At 65.7% G+C, this 17,712-nt stretch carries 15 protein-coding genes; 7 read left to right on the top strand and 8 right to left on the bottom strand.

Annotation, left to right across the window (positions count from 1 at the left end; genetic code table 11):
- Positions 1-41: 41 nt before the first annotated feature.
- Both EP380_RS16385 and EP380_RS16380 read right to left on the bottom strand, forming a co-directional pair.
- Positions 42-1,037 carry a bifunctional riboflavin kinase/FAD synthetase gene (locus EP380_RS16385; RefSeq protein WP_420845873.1) on the bottom strand — a complete coding sequence of 332 codons (996 nt, stop codon included), beginning with the start codon at positions 1,035-1,037 and terminating at the stop codon, positions 42-44.
- A 16-nt stretch (positions 1,038-1,053) separates the two neighbouring features.
- Entirely contained in the window at positions 1,054-1,914 is an 861-nt protein-coding gene (locus EP380_RS16380; RefSeq protein WP_127599370.1) for a TIGR01459 family HAD-type hydrolase, read from the bottom strand.
- Positions 1,915-2,071: 157 nt separating this feature from the next.
- Between EP380_RS16380 and EP380_RS16375 the strand changes: the two genes are divergently transcribed.
- The 4 genes from EP380_RS16375 (at position 2,072) to groL (ending at position 7,739) form a co-directional block, all read left to right on the top strand.
- On the top strand, positions 2,072-3,283 hold the full coding sequence (locus EP380_RS16375) for an EAL domain-containing protein (protein ID WP_238719901.1): 1,212 nt from the start codon (positions 2,072-2,074) through the stop codon (positions 3,281-3,283).
- A 119-nt stretch (positions 3,284-3,402) separates the two neighbouring features.
- Positions 3,403-5,295: a TadE/TadG family type IV pilus assembly protein gene (locus tag EP380_RS16370; protein WP_127599368.1), complete on the top strand. Its 1,893-nt coding sequence runs from the start codon at positions 3,403-3,405 to the stop codon at positions 5,293-5,295.
- A 434-nt stretch (positions 5,296-5,729) separates the two neighbouring features.
- Entirely contained in the window at positions 5,730-6,026 is a 297-nt protein-coding gene (gene groES / locus EP380_RS16365) for a co-chaperone GroES (RefSeq protein WP_106570944.1), read from the top strand.
- A 60-nt stretch (positions 6,027-6,086) separates the two neighbouring features.
- The gene (gene groL, locus EP380_RS16360; protein WP_106570687.1) at positions 6,087-7,739 is read left to right on the top strand and encodes a chaperonin GroEL; all 1,653 of its coding nucleotides are present in this window, start codon (positions 6,087-6,089) and stop codon (positions 7,737-7,739) included.
- Positions 7,740-7,799: 60 nt separating this feature from the next.
- On the opposite strand, the gene EP380_RS16355 is transcribed toward groL, so the two are convergent.
- Positions 7,800-9,386, bottom strand: a complete 1,587-nt coding sequence (locus EP380_RS16355) for a tetratricopeptide repeat protein (RefSeq protein WP_127599367.1) — start codon at positions 9,384-9,386, stop codon at positions 7,800-7,802.
- Between the two features lie 220 nt (positions 9,387-9,606).
- Positions 9,607-10,887 carry a hemolysin family protein gene (locus EP380_RS16350; RefSeq protein ID WP_106570689.1) on the bottom strand — a complete coding sequence of 427 codons (1,281 nt, stop codon included), beginning with the start codon at positions 10,885-10,887 and terminating at the stop codon, positions 9,607-9,609.
- 237 nt (positions 10,888-11,124) lie between these two features.
- On the opposite strand from EP380_RS16350, the gene EP380_RS16345 reads away from it, so the two are divergent.
- Positions 11,125-12,513, top strand: a complete 1,389-nt coding sequence (locus EP380_RS16345) for an MATE family efflux transporter (RefSeq protein WP_238719888.1) — start codon at positions 11,125-11,127, stop codon at positions 12,511-12,513.
- A gap of 86 nt (positions 12,514-12,599) precedes the next feature.
- Here the strand turns inward: EP380_RS16345 and EP380_RS16340 are convergent, their stop codons facing one another.
- The 4 genes from EP380_RS16340 to EP380_RS16325 form a co-directional block, all read right to left on the bottom strand.
- Positions 12,600-13,232 carry a class I SAM-dependent methyltransferase gene (locus EP380_RS16340; protein ID WP_420845872.1) on the bottom strand — a complete coding sequence of 211 codons (633 nt, stop codon included), beginning with the start codon at positions 13,230-13,232 and terminating at the stop codon, positions 12,600-12,602.
- 90 nt (positions 13,233-13,322) lie between these two features.
- A complete protein-coding gene (locus tag EP380_RS16335) occupies positions 13,323-14,597 on the bottom strand; it encodes an RNA polymerase sigma factor (RefSeq protein ID WP_127599366.1) in 1,275 nt (424 codons plus the stop codon).
- Between the two features lie 133 nt (positions 14,598-14,730).
- Positions 14,731-15,141 carry a YciI family protein gene (locus EP380_RS16330; protein WP_106570692.1) on the bottom strand — a complete coding sequence of 137 codons (411 nt, stop codon included), beginning with the start codon at positions 15,139-15,141 and terminating at the stop codon, positions 14,731-14,733.
- Positions 15,142-15,190: 49 nt separating this feature from the next.
- A complete protein-coding gene (locus EP380_RS16325; protein WP_127599365.1) occupies positions 15,191-15,607 on the bottom strand; it encodes a YciI family protein in 417 nt (138 codons plus the stop codon).
- A 182-nt stretch (positions 15,608-15,789) separates the two neighbouring features.
- Here EP380_RS16325 and fumC point away from each other — a divergent pair, with 182 nt between their 5' ends.
- Positions 15,790-17,181, top strand: coding sequence for a class II fumarate hydratase (gene fumC / locus EP380_RS16320; protein WP_127599364.1), 1,392 nt, complete (start codon positions 15,790-15,792; stop codon positions 17,179-17,181).
- A gap of 124 nt (positions 17,182-17,305) precedes the next feature.
- On the top strand, positions 17,306-17,704 hold the full coding sequence (locus EP380_RS16315; RefSeq protein ID WP_106570695.1) for a DoxX family protein: 399 nt from the start codon (positions 17,306-17,308) through the stop codon (positions 17,702-17,704).
- Positions 17,705-17,712: the final 8 nt, after the last annotated feature.

Below are 17,712 nucleotides of genomic sequence, written 5' to 3'. Positions count from 1 at the left end.
ACATACGCGTGTCGGCGCGTCCTGGATCAGGTCCAGGCACCTCAAAAGGCGATCCCGCCGTCAAGCTCGGAAAGCGGGCGCACGCCCGACAGCAACGCCCTCGCCTCGGCCTCGTCGCGGCGCATCTGCTCGCACAACGCCTCGAGATCGGCGAATTTCTCCTCGCCGCGCAGGAAACCGAACAGCGACACCCGGCAGGTCTCCCCGTATAGGTCGCCGTCGAAATCGAAAATGAAGGTCTCCAGCAGCGGCGCGCCATTGTCATCGACCGTGGGACGCCGGCCGAAGCTCGCCACGCCGTCGTGCAGGCTGCCGTCGGCGCGGCGCAGGCGCACCGCGTAGATGCCGTGCCGCAGCGCGGTCTGCGGCGGCAGCGCCATATTGGCGGTGGGAAAGCCGAGCGTGCGGCCGAGCTGCTTGCCGCGCACCACCTCGGCCTCGACCGTATGGCGATAGCCGAGCAGGCCGGCGGCGGCCGCCACCTCGCCCTCGACCAAAAGCCCGCGGATGCGGCTCGACGAGATGATCTCGCCACCCTCGTCGCCGAAGGCGTCGACCAGCGTGACCGCGAAGCCGTGGCGCGCGCCCGACGCCTTCAGATAGGCCGGATCGCCCTGGCGGTTGCGGCCGAAATGAAAGTCGAAACCGGTCACGGCATGGGCGATGCCCAGGCCGCCGACCAGCACATGCTGGACGAATTGCTCGGCATCCTGGTCGGCGAAGGCGCGGTCAAAGCGTTGCTCGACGACCGCGTCGAAACCGATGGCGGCCAGAAGCCCGGCCTTGAGCGGCGCCGGCGTCAGCCGGAAGACCGGCTCCTCGGGGCGGAACAGCGTGCGCGGATGCGGCTCGAAGGTCAGCGCCAGAGCCGGAGCGTCGCGCTGCTTCGCTTCGGCCAATGCCCTGCCCAGAACGACCTGGTGACCGCGATGGACGCCGTCGAAATTGCCGATCGCAACCACGCCGCCGCGCCAGCCGGACGGCAAGTCGGCGACATCGGCAAGGCGGGCGAAACCGGTCTGGTTCATGTGCGGCATCCGTGCCCGACACCCCTCAGCGCAAATGCGGCATGACCGCGACCGGGTCGTGGCCATGCTTGGCGAGAAAGGCTGCGAGCCGCTCCGGGTCGGGCCGGCCGGGCTCGCCGTAATCGCGCGCATGAATGCCGCCGGAAATGTAAAGCGCGTCGATATCGTTCTGCGCGGCGCCCTTGATGTCGGTCAGGATGCCGTCGCCAATCGCGAGCGCCCGGTCGGCGCCGATCGGTTCTCCGGCGATCTCGCTCGCCTCGGCCAGCGCCAGTTCGTAGATCGGGCGGTGCGGCTTGCCGGCGATCAGGGTCCGGCCGCCGCGCAGCCCGTAGTCGCGCGCCAGCGCGCCCGCGCACCACACGAGCCGGTCGCCGCGTTCCACCACGATGTCGGGATTGGCGCACACCATCGGCAGGTCGCGGGCGCGAAAGCGCATCAGCATCTCGGCATAATCGTCCGGGCCTTCGGTTTCGTCGTCGACGAAGCCGGTGCATATCACCGCGGACGCCTCCGGCTCCTCGACGAGTTCGACATCGATCCCGTCAAACAGCGGCAGGTCGCGCTCCGCGCCGAGATGGAACACCCGCCGCGGACCGGAGCGGATCAGGTCGCGGGTGGCATCGCCCGAGGTGACCAGCCGGTCATAGGCGTCGGCCGGAACGCCGAGCGCGCGCAACTGCACCTCCACCTCCCGTCGCGGACGCGGCGCGTTGGTCACCAGCACGACGATCTTTCCGGCATGGCGTGCGCGCTGCAACGCGGCAACCGCGTCGGCGAAAACATGGACGCCGTTGTGAACCACGCCCCATACATCGCACAGGATCACGCGGTAGCGCCCGCTAATATCGTCGAGCCTGTCGAGCGTGATCGGTAAGTTGGACATGAAACTCCGCCTGCGGATCGGGGACACCCGCCCGGACGGGCGCGCTCGGCACCGGGAATTAACCGAACCGGTTCACCGTGTCATCAGGTTTCGCTTAACCTGGCGCGCCGCTCATGGGAAACTGCAGCCTGTGGACGGAGTGGAGACGGGTTTGGCCGTGACGCGCCTGTGCGGGAAAAATGATCGGGGCAAAAGCCGCGTCCGGGTGGCTGCCGGCCTGCTCGCGGCAGCCTTGACGGCCGGACCGACGCCCGCTCACGCCGCCGAGGGCGCGGTCTCGACCGCCGTCCTGCTCGCCGGCGCCGCGCTCGCGGCCTCGCTTCTTGCCCTGGTGTTGGCGCTTGTCGCCCATTTGCGCGCCAAACGCATCGCCGACCAGTTCGAAATCCTGCTGCGCTCCGTCGACCACGCCCTGAGGCAGGTGGCCTCGACGAGCAGTTCCAGCGCCGGCACGATCGCGCAGATGCAGGAAACCATTCGCGGCGAAATCGAAACGCTGTCGCAACGGGTCGCCGAACGCGACGAGCGCGAGGCGGACACGCCCAACGTTGTGTCCATCACCGCCGTCCGGCCGAAACCGGCGCAAACCGAGCCCGCCGGTCAAACCAACCAGGACGACCGCGCCGTCGAGCTTGCCCTGTCGCGCGCGCTGACCCAGGAGCGCCTGGAGCTCAGCCTGCAACCGATCGTTTCCGTCAGCGCCAACGCGGCCGCCGGTTTCGACGTCTTCGTGTTGATCGCGCTGGAAAACGGCGAAACGGTCAATGTCGGCCGGATCGCCGACAACGCCGATCTGCCGCGCGCCAGGCTGGAACGTCTCCTGATAAGCCGCGCCGCGGAAGCCGCGCGCCGCCTTTTGGGAACAGACGGCGAGGCGACGCCGCTGCACTGTCCGATCTCCGAAAGCCTTTTGCAGGACGGCGACGAGCTGCGTCGGGCGATCGAGTTCCTGACCTTGCATCCGCCGCTGAGCCGGCTTGTGGTGTTGTCGGTGCCGTCCGCCGTACTGACCGATGCGGCTGCGCCTTTGCGCGAGGCACTGGAGACGTTGCTGGAAACCGGCGTGGCACTCGCCGCCGAGGGCTGGGACGGGTCGACGAAGGCGCTGCCCGCCCTGCGCGGGCTGCAGGTCGGTCATCTGAAGCTGGAGGCGGACCGGCTGCTCGACCGCACCAAAAAGCGCCGCCGAGACCCGGCCGGGCTCGACATTATCAACGCCGCCGCCGAGAGCGGGATCCAGGTGATCGCGACCGGCGTGTCGAATGACGAGGACGCGGTCAACCTGCTCGATCTGGGCATCGATCTCATGGTCGGCGACCGCTTCTCGCCGCCGCGGCGCGTGCGGTCCGGCATAGGGCGGGTCGCCTGACGGCGCAGGGTTAACGGCGCCTGAACCTCTATTCGACAATTCGAGCCTTTGCACAAACCGCATTTTAGCGGGCTTCTGTCATTCTCCCTCAGTCATAGGATTGCAGGGGTGCAAAGACGATGCTTCGGAAGTTCCTTCGCGACAGACGCGGCGACTACATGATCGCCACAGCCATCGCCATCGTGCCGATCATGGGCGGGCTGGCGCTGGCGATCGACTATGCCGAGATCACCCGTCAGCGCGCCACCACCTTGAACGCGCTCGACGCGGCCGGGATCGCCACGGCCCGCCGCATCGTGGAAGGCGCCGACGAGGACGAGGCCAAACGATACGCGCTCGCCTTCTTCAAGGCCAATATGCCCGACGCCGACACCTCAAAGACCAAGTTCAACGTCATCCTGCCCGCGAGCAAGCAGGGCGGCGGTCTTTTGACCATCGAGGCCGAACACCCCTACGAGCCCTATTTCCTGTCGGCCTTCGGCAATCTGCTGGGCGCCGAAATCGGCGAGATCAATTTTGCCGCCAAGACCCAGGTCAGGCTGAAGAACACGCTCGAGGTGGCTCTGGTGCTCGATAATTCGGGCTCGATGGACTATAAGGGTTCGGGATCCGGCAAGAAGCGCATCTCGCTGCTCAAGGACGCCGCCAAACAGCTCGTCAAGAAGCTCGCCGACGAAGCCGAACAGATGAAACAGGTGGCCAAGCCGGTTCAGTTCGGACTGGTGCCGTTCGCCGCCTCCGTCAATGTCGGGCCGGGCAATGCCGGCGCGGACTGGATGGATACCGAGGGCCGCTCGCCGATCCACCACGAGAATTTCGACTGGTCGACGATGCCGAACGACAAGAAGGTCGTGCCGGCGGGCGGGGTCTACGTCAAGAGCGGCGACGGCTGGCAGGACGAAGACGGTGCCGTCGTCACCCGGTTCACCCTCCTCGACGAGATGCAGCGCATCACGGGCAGCACCTGGGAAAGCAACTGGGAATATGTTTGTACCCGCTATAGGAGGGGCAGGTGTAAGAGATACGGCTGGGTCGACAACGGCGAATACACATACACCTATGGTTCCTACGCCAACTGGCAAGGCTGTGTGGAAGCCCGCCCCTATCCGTACAACACCAACGATGCGGCGCCGAACAAGAGCACCCCGGCGACGCTGTTCGTGCCCATGTTCGCGCCCGACGAGACCGACCTGACCTATGGCGGGCGGGCGTCGAACAGCTACTGGTCGGACGCGACGTCGGGCAACTCGGCCTACCGGCAGGGCTTCATGTGGAAATATTTCACGCCCTCTTCGTCCTCCAGCGCGGCCGGCAACGGCGAAGGCCCCAACTATTCGTGCACGACCAAGCCGATCACGCCGCTGGTCGACGTAACCACGACCGCGGGCCTCGACGAGATCAACGATGCGATCGACGACATGAGCCCCAACGGAGGCACCAATGTACCCGAAGGCCTGGCCTGGGGCTGGCGCGTCGTTTCCGGCGCCGCCCCCTTCAGCGAAGGTCGGCCCGATTCCGAAAACGGCAACGACAAGGTGGTGATCGTGCTGACCGACGGGGAAAACACCTACTACACCCCCGGCTCGCTCGGTCATTCCGACGATGCCGACAACAAATCGATCTATTCCGCCTACGGCTACACCGCAAAGTCCCAACCCGGCGCCTCCTTCACCCGGCTGTTCATGGGAACCGGCACCGGCATCAACAAGTCCGGCTATTATAACGACAACTACACGGCGGCCATGAACGACCACATGCAGCAGCTCTGCGACAACGCCAAGTCCGAGGGGCTGATCCTGATGACCGTGTCGCTCGACCTGAGCGAAAGCAAGTCGGGCGAAAGGGACGCCATCCAGGCGCTGAAGGAATGCGCATCGGAATCCCGCTTCCGCAAGGATCCGGACAATCCGTCCAAGGCGGCGAAGCTGTACTGGAACGCTACCGGCGGCAATCTCGCGGAAAAATTCGAGGAAATCGCCGACGAATTGTCCAATCTGCGCATCGTGGGATAGGCGACGCGCCGGGACCGGTGCGGGCGGCAAACCGCAAACCTTGCCGCCCGCTTCCAGCGCCGCCGGGCACATACCGCCGCAAACGACCGGCCGCCCCGCCAGTCCCGACCGCCGAAACCGGCAGCCACCGCTCCACACCATACCGCACCGCGCATCATCGGCTGCCCCGGCAAAGCCGCGCGCCCGCCCCTTGCAGAGCGCTGCCGTTAACCCCAAATGCGGGTCGTGGTTGACGCGGCCCCCGCACCGATGTCACCCAGCGCCCGGCGATCCGGCTCTTCAGCCCGTCAAAATCGCCCCCTTCCCATCCTTGACACGATCCGGCCGACCAACTATCTCAGCGCTCGTTAGCACTCTCCTTTGACGAGTGCTAACGCCTTCCGGGTCCGCCGGAACATATTTCCAGTCACACCGTCCGCATTGAGGATATGCACATGGCTAAGTCGAAGTTTCGCCCGCTTCATGACCGCGTGGTCGTTCGCCGGGTCGAATCCGAGGAAAAGACGAAAGGCGGAATCATCATTCCCGACACCGCCAAGGAAAAGCCGCAGGAAGGCGAGATCATCGCCGTCGGCTCCGGCGCGCGCGACGAGAGCGGCAAGCTTGTTCCGCTCGACGTCAAGGTTGGCGACCGGGTTCTGTTCGGCAAATGGTCGGGCACCGAGGTGAAGCTCGATGGTGAAGATCTCCTGATCATGAAGGAGTCTGACATCATGGGCGTGATCGCCTGACCCATCCCCGTTTCAACACCATTCAACCGGACATTCGGGCGCAAGCCCAGGAGTTAGGATATGGCCGCTAAAGAAGTGAAGTTCTCCCGAGACGCGCGCGAACGCATGCTGCGCGGCGTCGACATTCTCGCCAACGCCGTCAAGGTGACGCTCGGTCCCAAGGGCCGCAACGTCGTCATCGACAAGTCGTTCGGCGCGCCGCGCATCACCAAGGACGGCGTCACCGTCGCCAAGGAAATCGAGCTTGAGGACAAGTTCGAGAACATGGGCGCGCAGATGGTGCGTGAAGTCGCCTCCAAGACCAACGACATCGCCGGCGACGGCACCACCACCGCGACCGTTCTGGCCCAGTCGATCGTGCGCGAGGGCGCCAAGGCGGTTGCCGCCGGCATGAACCCGATGGATCTGAAGCGCGGCATCGATCTGGCCGTGGCCGAAATCGCCGCGGACCTCGTCAAGAAGGCTAAGAAGATCAAGACCTCCGAGGAAGTCGCCCAGGTCGGCACCATCTCCGCCAATGGCGAGAAGGAAATCGGCGCGATGATCGCCGAAGCCATGCAGAAGGTCGGCAATGAGGGCGTGATCACGGTCGAGGAAGCCAAGACCGCCGAGACCGAGCTCGAAGTCGTCGAAGGCATGCAGTTCGACCGCGGTTATCTCTCGCCCTACTTCGTCACCAATCCGGACAAGATGGTGGCCGAGCTCGAGGATGCCTACATCCTCCTGCACGAGAAGAAGCTGTCCAACCTGCAGGCCATGCTCCCGGTTCTGGAATCGGTTGTGCAGTCGTCCAAGCCGCTGCTGATCATCGCCGAGGACGTGGAAGGCGAGGCGCTGGCGACCCTGGTCGTCAACAAGCTGCGCGGCGGCCTGAAGGTCGCGGCCGTCAAGGCGCCGGGCTTCGGCGATCGCCGCAAGGCCATGCTGGAGGACATCGCGATCCTCACCGGCGGCCAGGTGATCTCGGAAGATCTCGGCATCAAGCTTGAGAACGTCAACTTGAACATGCTCGGCCGCGCCAAGCGCGTGCGCATCGACAAGGAGAACACCACCATCGTCGACGGCGCCGGCAAGAAGGGCGAGATCCAGGGCCGCGTCGCCCAGATCAAGCAGCAGATCGAGGAGACCTCTTCGGACTACGACCGCGAAAAGCTGCAGGAGCGTCTGGCCAAGCTCGCCGGCGGCGTTGCCGTCATCCGCGTCGGCGGTGCGACCGAGGTCGAGGTCAAGGAAAAGAAGGACCGCGTTGACGACGCCCTCAACGCGACCCGCGCGGCCGTCGAGGAAGGCATCGTTCCGGGCGGCGGCGTGGCGCTGCTGCGCGCTTCGGCCTCCATCAAGGCCAAGGGCGAAAACGCCGACCAGGACGCCGGCATCAACATCGTGCGCCGTGCGCTCCAGTCTCCGGCCCGCCAGATCGCCGAGAACGCAGGCGACGAAGCCTCCATCGTCGCCGGCAAGATCCTCGAGAACAAGTCGGTGACCTTCGGCTACAACGCCCAGACCGGCGAGTATGGCGACCTGATCGCCATGGGCATCGTCGATCCGGTCAAGGTGGTGCGCACGGCCCTGCAGGACGCGGCCTCCGTCGCCGGCCTGCTGGTCACCACCGAAGCCATGATCGCCGAGAAGCCGCAGAAGGAAGCGGCCGCTCCGGCCATGCCCGGCGGCGGCATGGGTGGCATGGGCGGCATGGGTGGCATGGACTTCTAAGTCCGGCCCAACGCCGAAACAGTCTGAAAGGGCGGCAGCGATGCCGCCCTTTTTGTTGCTTCAGCCTTCGTTGCCAGACCGCAGCTTGCCCAGCAAATCCACTGCAGCCTTATAGTGACGATGGTTCTCGCCGCGCTTGGCGAGGATGAGCGGCGCAATGTCTTCCAATTCAGAGACTGCGCCTTCCTTGTCGACGTGCGCACATATCTTGGCCCTTAGCAACCGCGCACGAAGAGTATCCGGATGCTTTGATCCATTGACGCGCTCCAGGATGGCCAACAGCATCTCGACTTCTTGGAGGGCCGCGGCGGTGTCGCCCAAATCGTGACGCAACGACGCGCGCAATTGTCGCGACGCCAGCGTGCTGGGATGTTCGGGACCGTTGAGACGCTCCAGGATCGGCAGAATTGCCGCGACTTCCGCGAGCGCTTTCTTGGGCTCGCCGCTATCTTTCAGCAGCCAAGCGTGCAGTTGGCGCGTCGCCAGCGTGTCGGGGCGATCTTTTCCCTCGACACGTTCCGTAGCGGGCAACAGCACCGCGATCTCCGACAGCGCCTTCTCCGTCTCGCCAATCTCGCTCAGCAAAAGCGTACGCAGATGGCGATTGGCCAGGGTTTCGCGATCATCGCTCCCCCGCAATCGCGTCCATGCCTCGATATTCAGGTTGACGATCTCGAGCGCTTCGGAAAAGCGCCCGAGCGAATGCAGCGCCCGCGCTCGGTAAAAGTCTGCGGCGGCCCTCAAGACCGTCCCCGCCTGCAACCGACGGGAGAGGCTCGTGCTGAGGTCCAAGGTCTGATTGGCGAGATTCAAGACATCGAGGGCCTGCAGCCACGGCCAGGCAGCGCGAAGTGTTCGTTCGTCAAGTTCACCGTAGAGCCTCGCCCCGATCCGGCAGGCCCGTCTCAAGATGCGCTCGCCGCGCCGATGGTGGCCCGCCTCGTTGGCGGCAATCCCCTTAGCCAGCAATGCCTCGAAAACCGGGGCCGCTTCGTCCGTGGACCCTGAATACATAAAAAATCGCGCATCGTCCCATTTGGGATCGAGCGGGTCATACGCGCCGGCATTTTGTGCGGTTTCAGCATCGATTTCGACAAGTTGGTCGCGAATGTCGGCCGCTTCCGCATCACCGGGCGTAAGCAGCAGTGCGATGTCGGCCAGGCGGACGGCCTCGGCAAGATGATGATTGCCGAAATCTGCCGCAATCGACGCGTGGTGAAGGGAGAGATCCGCGCACACGCGTGTGAGGTCCGGTCGAACGGTCTCGAAGCTGTCGCGCAGCTTGGCTATCGCGCGCTCCTCGTTGCCGTCTCTGCGCTCTGCTTCGGCAAGCTTGCGCGCTTCCGACAGGACCGCAAAGGACAGCTCACGCAGCCTGGCGTCTCGTTCGGCTATTTCGGCCTTGTCCCGCTTGTTGGCAGATTCAAGCGCAAGATTTTGTATCTTCAATCCTTCTATCTGTTCTTCCAGATCCTGCTTCGCGCTTCGTAGGAACCGCCGCACGGTAAAGCCCCAGAGGACGGACACCGGCGCGAGAAGAGCCAATGCGTTGGTCAATTTCTCGACATCTGAAAGCTGCCAGAAACTTGCCCATACGCCTGGCCAGAAGCCGAAAAATTCAGACAGAAAGCTTGCCGAATCCTCCAAATGCCCTCCCCCCATAAGTCGAGACGACGTCATGTCCTTCGCCTACGCATGATAGGCCAGACCCAAACCAATACAACTGCTGGGAGAGATTTGCCCTTCGGGCCACCGGGCAAGAATTCGTCGAGGCAAGAAAGCATACCGCATGCCCAACGATACGCTGCAGTTAGACAGCGGCAGGGTTGCGCGACATGGCGCAAGCCGTAGCCCCCCCTACGTCCCGCTAGGCCTCGCGACTGGCCAACACCTTGTCGATGCGGCGGCCGTCGAGGTCCACGACCTCGAAGCGCCAGCCCTGAAGCTCCATGATCTCGCCGACCTCGGGAATCCGCTTCAGCCCGTGGAGTATGAATCCCGCCACGGTGTCGTAACCCGGCCGTTCCGGCAGTTCGAGATAAAGCAGTGCGGCCATTTCGTCGGCCGGCATTGCCCCGCTCAGCAGCCAGGAGCCATCCGCTCTTTGCTTTGCCTCCGGCTCGCCGCTGTCGAGGTCGGAGCGGAAGGCACCCGCAATGGCGTCGAGAATGTCGGCCGGCGTGACGACGCCCTCGAAATGACCGAACTCGTCATGCACCAACGCCATCGGCACATCGGCGTCGCGTAGGACGCGCAGGACGCCGAGCGCGCCGAGCGTGTCGGGGATCACCGGCGCGGCGAGCATGTGTTTTTTCAGGTCGAACTTGCGCTTCGAACTGATCGGTCCGACCAGGTCGCGCAGCCGAACCACGCCGACAGGCTGGTCGGTATCGCCTTCGTGAACCGGCATGATCGAGTGGGTCGCCGCCGAGGCCACAGCCTTGCGCAGCGCCGCTTCGCCCATCGCAACATTCAGCATCTCGACCTCGGTGCGCGGCGTCATCAGGGCGCGCACATTGCGGTCGCCGAGCCGCATCACGCCGGCGATCATCGCCTGCTCGGCGCTGTCGATCACGCCGGCGCTCTCGGCCTCCGCGACCAAGGTCTGGATTTCCTCGTCGGTGATGGCGCTCTGGGTCTCCGCCGACATGCCGAGCACGAACAGCACCCCCTTGGTGCATTTGTCGAGCAGCCATACCAGCGGCGCCGCGATCTTGGACAGAAGCGTCATCGCCGGCGCCATCGTGCAGGCGAAAGCCTCGGCATTCTTGAGCGCGAGATGCTTGGGAACGAGTTCGCCGATCAACAGCGAAAAGAAGGTGATGGCGGCGATCACGATCGCGTAGCCGGCAAGCCCCGCGCTGCTGGCCGGAACCCCCGCCTCCACCAGGATGACGCTCAGCCGCTCGCCGAGTGCGGCGCCGGAAAACGCGCCCGCAAGAATGCCGACCAGGGTGATGCCGATCTGGACGGTCGACAAGAACTTGCCCGGATCCTGCGAAAGCCTGAGCGCCGCCTTGGCGCCGCGCCGCCCCCGTGCCTCCAGGAGCTGCAGACGCGGCCGGCGCGCCGACACCACGGCCAGTTCCGACAGGGCGAAGACACCGTTGAGGACGATCAGGACGGCGGCGATGACGAGCTCGAGCATGCGGTCTCGACTAGCCCGGCATCGACGCACGGTCAATGTAAATGCCGCCCGGCACGCGCCGGCGGCGTTGACAGCGGCCCGGCAAGCCGCTACCTGCGCCGTCGGTCGAGGCACCTGCCGCTCGCTGGCCACTGGCCACGGTGAAGCCTCCTTCGGGCATGTGATCGATTTCCGACGCGCCGCCGACATGGCAATGCGAGCCCCATTCGTCGTCCTCCGGCGCCAGGAGACCGACTTATGACCACGCCCCCGACGTCCCAAAGCAATATGTTCCTGGACGGACCGCTGCCGGCGCTGTTCGTTCGCACCACGGCGCCGATCGTGCTGATCATGGCGATGAACGGCCTGCAGACGGTGATCGACGCCTATTTCTTGGGCGAATTCGTCGGCGCCGCCGCGCTATCGGCCGTCACGCTGATGTTTCCCGTCTATATGCTGCTCGTCGCGCTGGCCACGCTTGTCGCCGGCGGCATGGCGAGCGTTCTCGCGCGCCGCCTCGGCGCGGCCGATTTCGACGGCGCGCGCGCCGCCTTCGTCGGTGCGCACGCGCTCGCGCTGTTGGTCTGTGCGGGGCTCGTTGCCGGCTTCGCAGCCGGCGGCGCCGCCCTGGCCGGCTGGCTCGCCAACGGTTCGGCCGACCTGGCGCGCGACGGCTATCGCTACATCTCCATCCTGATCTGGTTCTCTCCGGTGCTGTTCGTGTTGTCGATCAATTCCGACGCGCTGCGCTGCGAGGGGCGCATGGGTCTGATGGCGGCGGTCAGCCTGGTGACCTCGAGCGCCAATATCGTCTTCAACTACCTGCTGATCGTCGTTTTCGAGTTCGGCGTCGCCGGCTCGGCCGCCGGCACGGTCGCGGCCATGGTGCTGGCCTTCGCCGCCGTGCTCGTCTTCCGGCTGCGCGCGGCAACGCCGCTGAAGCTGTCGCTTCTCCCGCTCGGGGCCTGGCGCCATGGCTGGCGTGCGTTCCTGGCGCTGGGCACGCCGCAGAGCCTGACATTTCTCGGCATTTCGCTGGGCTCCGGCGCGACGATCGCCATGATCCAGGCCTGGGGCGGCAACGGGTATGCCGAGACAGTCGCCGCCTACGGCATCGCCACCCGCGTGCTCACCTTCACCTATCTGCCGCTGCTCGGGTTGAGCATGGCCCTGCAGACGGTCGCCGGCAACAATTTCGGCGCCGGGCTGTGGCAGCGCTCCGACACGAGCCTGCGGCTGGCGGTGGTCGTGGCCTTCGCCTATTGCGCGAGCGTGCAGGTGAGCCTGCTCTTGGCACGCAGCACGATCGGCACGGTCTTCGTCGACGATCCGGCAACGGTGGCCGAACTGGCCCGTATCCTGCCGGTCGTCACCGCGGCCTATGCCGTCGCCGGCCCGCTGATGATGCTGGCGGGCTATTTCCAGGCGATCGGCGACGCGACCAGGACGGCGGTGCTCAACCTGTCGCGCACCTATCTGTTCGCGATCCCGCTGACCCTCGCCCTGCCGCCGCTGCTCGGCGAACCGGGCATATGGCTCGGCGCGCCGCTATCGGAACTGTTGGCATTGAGCCTGGCCGTCATGGTGCTCGCGCATCGCCAGGCCACGACGGGTCGGCGCTGGGGCGTCTTCCACCAGCAGGCCTGACGGAGGCGGCGCTCGCCCCTGTCGCACCTGGCTTTCAAAGCCGCGCGACGGGGGCAGCGCGCACCCGAACCCCGCCGCCGGCGGGACTACGCTACGCGCCGGAACGTGCTGAACTGGAATTTCTGCACCGCGCCCCAGGGCGTCTTGTGCGCGTGGCGACGGCTGTCGACCACGACATAGCCGGGACCGAAAAGGCGCGACAGGCTGTCGGCGTCGTGCCGGACGACCGGCAGTCCGCTGCATTTTTCCGGACCGTCGGGCGCAAATGTGCCGACGATCGCGTGGCCTCCGACTGCAAGGCCGCGATTGAGCCGCTCGACATAGGCCTGCTGATCGCCCGCGTCGGTCAGGAAATGGAAAGCGGCCCGGTCGTGCCAGATATCGTAGCTCTCGGGCGGCTCCCAGCTTCGCGCGTCGGCCGCGATCCAGTTTGCCGCCTTGGCCCGTTCGCCCAGGCGTGCCTGGGCGGCCGCCAGGGCCGCAGCCGACAGGTCGAGCACGCTGACACGGGTGAACCCCTTGTCCAGCAGACAATCGACCAGTCGCGACGCGCCGCCGCCAATATCAACGATCGCATCGTCGGGACGAGCGCCGACAAGTTCGAGCAGAGACAACGAGACCTCCGGTTCCTCCTGGAACCAGCTCACCTCGGCCTCGGCCTTACTGGTATAAACGTCGTCCCAATGCGTCTGGTCGCTGCCGCTCACGCCTGTCTCCATGGCTCGGAAATCTTGACCCCCATATCGGGTGCCGCGCTCGCGCCTGCAAGGTCTGCAAAACCATCCGCTCGGCCGCTACGGGTCGATGCCTCAGCGCGCCGGGCGCTCGCCGCGGGCGCAGGCTTGCGCGCGTTCGGTGAGAAGCGCCTTTTCCCGTTGATTGCGCGTCAGCGCGGCAGCCTGCTCGAATTCGGCCCGCGCCTCGGCGAAACGGTCGAGCTTGGCCAGAAAATCCCCGCGCACGCTCGGCAGAAGATGATAGGTCTTGAGCGCGTTTTCCGCGACCAGGCGGTCGACGATCTCCAGGCCCGCCGCCGGCCCCTGCGCCATCGACACCGCCACGGCCCGGTTGAGTTCGACCACCGGCGAGGGCGCCAACCGGGCGAGGTCGGCGTAAAGCCCGGCGATGCGGTCCCAATCGGTCTCGTCCGCTATCGCCGCGCGCGCGTGGCAGGCCGCGATCGCCGCCTGCAGCACATAGGCACCGCGCCCGCCGAGCGCCTCGGCGCGGTCGAGCCCGGCAAGGCCGCGCCGGATCAACAGCCGGTTCCAGCGGCCGCGATCCTGGTCGAGCAGCAGCACCGGCTCGCCCTTGTCGTCGGTGCGCGCGCCGATGCGCGAGGCCTGGATTTCCATCAGCGCCACCAGCCCGTGGACTTCCGGCTCGTCCGGCGCCAGTTCCGCCAGGATGCGTCCAAGCCGCATCGCCTCCTCGCAAAGCTGCGGCCGGGTCCAGTCATTGCCGGCGGTCGCCGAGTACCCTTCGTTGAAGATCAGATAGATCACCGCCAGCACCGAACCCAGCCGTTCCGCCATCTGCGCGCCGCGCGGCACCTCGAAGGCGACATCGGCTTCGGCCAGCGCCTTCTTGGCGCGCACGATGCGCTGCGCGACCGTCGGTTCGGGAACCAGAAAGGCGCGTGCGATCTCGGCGGTGGTCAGCCCGCCCACCAGCCGCAAGGTGAGCGCCGCGCGCGCCTCGGCCGACAGAACCGGATGGCACGCGACGAAGATCAGGCTCAGGAGATCGTCGCCGACCGGATCGTCCATCGTCGCCTCGATGTCGGCCGACGGGTCAAGCCCAACCTCCAGGTCACGGCCGATTTCGGCATGTTTGCGCGCGATCAGCTTGTTGCGACGAAAATGATCGATGGCACGGCGCTTGGCGGTGGCCATCAGCCAGGCCCCGGGCCGGTCGGGCACACCCATCTGCGGCCAGCTCTTCAGAGCGGCGACCAGCGCTTCCTGCGCGAACTCCTCCGCCAGGCCGACATCGCGCACCTGCCTTGTAAGGCCGGCGATCAGCTTGGCCTGTTCGATCCGCCAGACCGCCTCGATGGCGCGATGTGTGTCCGTGGCCGTCACGCTTCCCGAATAGATCGAGGGTCCCGACGACGCAAGTCACGCTTTGCACCCACGCCGACTGGTTTGCCGCCGACCGCTGAACGAACCACGATCCAATACCTTGGGGGTAATCGCAGCCGTAACGAACGCGGGCTCAGCGGTTCTGCATGTCGGCGAAGTCGGTGAGCGAACCCTGCATGTCTTCGGGAAAATCGTCCGTTTCCATCACCTGCCTGACCTCGATCATCTCGTCGGGCGCACCTGGGCAGCGCCTGGCCCATTCGATCGCCGCATCGCGCGAGGCGACGTCGATCACCCAGTAACCGCCCAGCACCTCCTTGGCCTCGGTGAAAGGTCCATCGGTAACCACCGGACGTCCGGTGTCGAAGCGCACCCGCGCGCCCATCGAGGGCGGATGAAGACCGTCGCATGCGACCAGCACGCCGGCCTGCTGCATCGCGCGATTATAGTTCATCATCGCGTCGAGCTGGTCCTTGTTGTCGGGCATGGTTCCCGGCGCGGCACTCTCGTAGCCGGCCGGGATCATCAGCATCATAAATCTCATCTGGTTCTCCTCAGGCGGTGAAGACGTACAAGTCGCTTTCGCCCTAAAATCAATTCCGACCCTCGATCCGCTCGCGCAGGCGCTGCTCGCGCTCGCGAACCTCCGGCGTGGCGGCGTCGCCGAAATCCTCCAGCTCGAAGATCGGCCTGATCTCGACCTGGCCGTCCCGGAACGGGGACCGCTTCAGCCATTCGACCGCCTCCTCCAGCGATTTGACCTGCAGGATCCAGAAACCGGCGACCAGTTCCTTCGTCTCGGCAAACGGCCCGTCGACGACCATGCGCTGTTCGCCGGAAAAGTCGATCCGCACCGCCTTTTTGGACGGATGCAGCCCCTCGCCGGCGAGCAGCACGCCCGCCTTCACCAATTCCTCGTTGAACCGGCCCATCTCGGTCAAAAGCTCCGTGCTCGGCATCGCGCCGGCTTCCGACTCCGCCGACGCCTTGACCAGAACCATCACGCGCATCGCGTTCTCCTTCGTTTCCCAGCCTTACCGGCCCGCTGTGGGACGGTTTCGTCAACACGACGTACGACCCCGCGCAAGATCGACACGGGGAGCGTTATTTCCTGCGGAAAAGTCCTGCATGGTGGCGAGGGCGGCCGCGCGCGCCTATCTTCGCCGGCATGCAGCAGCCAGGACGAGACGCCATGACCGACACACGCACCGAAACCGACACGTTCGGCCCGACCGAGGTTCCCGCAGACCGCTACTGGGGCGCGCAGGCACAACGCTCGCTGGAGAATTTCGCCATCGGTTGGGAAAAGCAGCCTTTGTCGATCGTGCGCGCGCTCGGCATCGTCAAGCGCGCCGCCGCCGAGACCAATCAGGCGCTCGGGCGCCTCGACGCCGAACGCGCCGACGCAATCGCGGCCGCCGCGCAGGAAGTGATCGACGGCCGCCTCGACGACCATTTTCCGCTTTCCGTGTGGCAGACCGGGTCCGGCACCCAGTCCAACATGAACGCCAACGAGGTGATCGCCAATCGGGCGATCGAGATACTCGGCGGCACCGTCGGATCGAAGGACCCGGTCCATCCCAACGACCACGTCAATATGAGCCAGTCGTCCAACGACACCTATCCCACCGCCATGCACATCGCCTGCGCGGAGCGTATCGTGCACGACCTTTTGCCGGCGCTCGCCCGTCTGCACACGGCGCTCGACGCCAAGGCAAAAACGTTCGCAGACATCGTCAAGATCGGCCGCACCCACACCCAGGACGCCACGCCCCTGACGCTCGGCCAGGAATTTTCGGGCTACGCCGCGCAGGTCGCCTCGGCGATCGCCCGCATCGAAACCACCCTGCCCGGCCTGATGGAACTCGCCCAGGGCGGCACCGCGGTCGGCACCGGGCTCAACGCGCCGGTCGGTTTCGCAGAAAAGATCGCCGAGCGGATCGCGGCCCTCACCGGCCTGCCCTTTACCACCGCGCCGAACAAGTTCGAAGCGCTCGCCGCGCACGACGCGATGGTGTTCGCGCACGGCGCGATCAACGCCGCCGCCGCCGCGCTCTACAAGATCGCCAACGACATACGCTTTCTCGGCTCGGGCCCGCGTTCCGGCCTCGGCGAACTTGCCCTGCCGGAAAACGAACCCGGGTCCTCGATCATGCCCGGCAAGGTCAACCCGACCCAGTGCGAGGCGCTGACCCAGGTCTGCGTCCAGGTTTTCGGCAACAACGGAGCACTGACCTTCGCCGGCAGCCAGGGCCATTTCGAGCTCAATGTCTACAACCCGGTGATGGCCTATAATTTCCTGCAATCGGTGCAATTGATGGCCGACGCGGCGCGCTCCTTCACCGACCGCTGCGTGGTCGGCATCGAGGCGCGCGAGGACAATATCAAGGCCGCGCTGGAACGCTCGCTGATGCTGGTCACCGCGCTCGCGCCGACGATCGGCTACGACAACGCCGCCAAGATCGCCAAGAGCGCCCACAAGAACGGCACCACCTTGCGCGAGGAGGCACTGGCGACGGGGCTGGTGGATGAAAAGGACTACGACCGTCTCGTGCGGCCCCGGGAAATGACGAAGCCGGGATAGGATGGAGGCGTTACCGTCTGCCGTTCAACGATTGTGAACGAACAGTCCCGCGACAGATGTCTTTTTGTCGTGAAGACATGGCCTTAACTGTGCGCCATTGAAAAACCCTGCGGAGAACACCCTTATGTCCACCAGCGTCATCCTGCTCATCGCGCGCATTCTGCTCTCGGTGATGTTCATCATGGCCGGCCTGCAGAAATTCGGCACGATCGACGGCACCGCCGGCTACATCACCTCGGTCGGCCTGCCGGCCGGCACGCTTCTGGCCTGGCTCGCCGCCATTTTCGAAACGCTGGCCGGCATCGCCCTTCTGGTCGGCTTCCAGACCGGGCTGACGGCGCTCGCGCTCGCCGCCTTCTGCGTCTTCACCGGCTTCGTCTTCCACTACGCGCCGGCCGACCAGATGCAGATGATCCTGTTCATGAAGAACGTCACAATCGCCGGCGGCATGCTCGCCCTGTTCGTGGCCGGCCCCGGCGCGCTGTCGATCGATGCCCGCACGGGCAAGACGGTCAACGCCTGACCGATACG

The organism is Nitratireductor alexandrii (genome assembly GCF_004000215.1).
Classification (GTDB): Bacteria; Pseudomonadota; Alphaproteobacteria; order Rhizobiales; family Rhizobiaceae; genus Mangrovimarina; species Mangrovimarina alexandrii.
Note: the sequence above shows the minus strand (reverse complement) of the source record. Positions and strands in the feature narration are given on the sequence as shown.